This is a genomic window from Cellulomonas septica, assembly GCF_012396155.1.
Classification (GTDB): domain Bacteria; phylum Actinomycetota; class Actinomycetes; order Actinomycetales; family Cellulomonadaceae; genus Cellulomonas; species Cellulomonas septica.
Map to the genome: position 1 here is coordinate 1 of NZ_JAAXOY010000621.1, position 2,121 is coordinate 2,121.

At 75.6% G+C, this 2,121-nt stretch carries 1 protein-coding gene; it reads left to right on the forward strand.

What is annotated here, in order from left to right:
• The coding region (locus HGA02_RS17355; protein ID WP_168680459.1) for a glycosyl hydrolase at positions 1-1,990 on the forward strand (1,990 nt) is incomplete at its 5' end.
• Positions 1,991-2,121: the final 131 nt, after the last annotated feature.

Here is a 2,121-nt window from a genome sequence, read left to right on the forward strand (position 1 = left end):
CTTCCGATCTGGCTCCGCGCCCGACGCCCCTGTCGCCGGGCCGCCCGACGCCCGCACCCCCGAGGTCGACACCGCCGCGCTGACGGCCGGTGTCGAGCAGGAGGCCGTCGGCAAGATCGCACCCGTGCGCCTCGCCGAGGGCGTCGTCCCGCCGACGAACCGCTGGTACAGCGGCCTCGTGTTCGGCGACGAGCCGCAGCCGGTCTTCGCGCAGCCCGTGTCGTTCGCCCTGACCGACAGCGGGTTCACGCTCGGCCTGCCGGACCCGGTGGCCAGCGACAAGGCGGTCGTCGCACCGCACGTCCCGGCCGTGACCGTCGACGCGGGCGCAGCGTCCGCGCAGGTCAGCGCGGCTGACCCGGTGAGCGTGACCGTCGACCTGCTCGACGCGTCCGGCGCGGTCCTCGGCCACGTCGTCCTCGCGGAGGGCTCGCCGTTCGTCAGCCTCACGGCCGAGCGGGACCTCACGGTCGCCTCGACCGCCGAGGGCGGCTCGTTCTCCGGCGGCGGCGACGGGACGCCCGCCACGGCCACCGTCGCGGGCACCGACTGGGCGCTCGTCGGCGCCGAGGGCGGCTCGACCACCCTCGCCGCGGGCGACACCGCCACCTGGTACCCCGTCCCGCAGGACGCGGACGCCGACGCGGCCGCCACCCTCGCCACCGCCGCGGCCGACCCCGTCACCGGGGTGGACGTCACCTACGGCGTGGACGACGACGTGGCCCGCACGACCCTCACGTACAACACCGCCGGCGGCACGCCGTCGGCCTACCTGCTCGCGCCGCACCAGCGCACCGGCACCCAGCCGGAGCGCGAGGGCTGCGACCTCGGCACCTACCCGAGCGTCTACGGCACGCTCGAGCTCTGCGCCGGCTCCCACCTGTCGGCGTTCGCGCCCACCGTGCGGCCGACGGCCGCGCTCGACCTCGACGGTGTCCCCGACGACCGTCGGACCGCGATCGTCGACGCCCTGCGCGCCGACGTCGCGGCCACCGAGCCGTTCCCGTCGGACACGTACTTCGGCGGCAAGGCGCTGTTCCGTGCGGCGTCCCTCGTGACGCTGGGCGAGCAGCTCGGCGCCGACGACGTGGTGGCCGACCTGCGCACCCGCACGACCGACGCGTTGCGCGAGTGGACGGAGCCCGACGGCTGCGCCGAGCGGGACGCACGCTGCGTCGTCTACGACGCGACGGCCCGGTCCGCGATCGGCCTCACGCCGTCGTTCGGGTCGGACGAGCTCAACGACCACCACTTCCACTACGGGTACCTCCTCGCGGCGGCCGGCCTCCTGTCGGCCGACGACGAGGCGCTCGCGGACGACCTCGCGCCGGTCATGGACCTGCTCGCCGCCGACATCGCCTCGGCGACGCCCTCGGACGAGCTGCCGCAGCTGCGGTCGTTCGACCCGTGGTTCGGTCACTCGTGGGCGTCGGGCACGTCGCCCTTCGCGGACGGGAACAACCAGGAGTCGTCCTCGGAGGCCGTCAACGCGTGGAACGGCCTCGGGCTGTGGGCGCAGGCGTCCGGTCAGGACGACCTCGCGACGCAGGCGGCGTGGCTGACCTCCACGGAGGCCGCGTCGGCGCGCGCGTACTGGACCGCCCCGGACCTGGCCGACCCCGCGCTCGACGGGTTCGGCCACGAGGTGTTCTCCATCAGCTGGGGCGCGAAGCGTGACTACGCGACGTGGTTCAGCCCCGAGCCGTCGGCGATCCTCGGCATCCAGCTCATCCCCATGGGCCCGGTGCAGATGTCGCTCGCGACCGGGGTCGACCCCGAGCGGATCGCGGCCGCCGTCGAGGAGTCCGGGTTCACCGGGCCGCTCGCCGACTACGTCGTGACGTACTCCGCGCTCGCGGGGAAGGACGCGGCCGACAAGGCGTGGACGACCGCGACCGGGCTGTCGGAGGACGCGATCGACGACGGGTCGTCCCGCGCGTCGATGCTCGCGTTCATCGCGTCGGCGCAGGCGCATCCGCCCCGCAGCTGACGCCCCGCGTCACCGCAGGTCCTCAGACGGCGTCGCTCGCCTCGTGCAGCGGCGCCGTCTGCGGCGTCCCGGGCCCGGCGGCCCCGACAGGCCCGGTCGCGCCGGCCGCTGCCGACGCCTGCGCGGTCCCG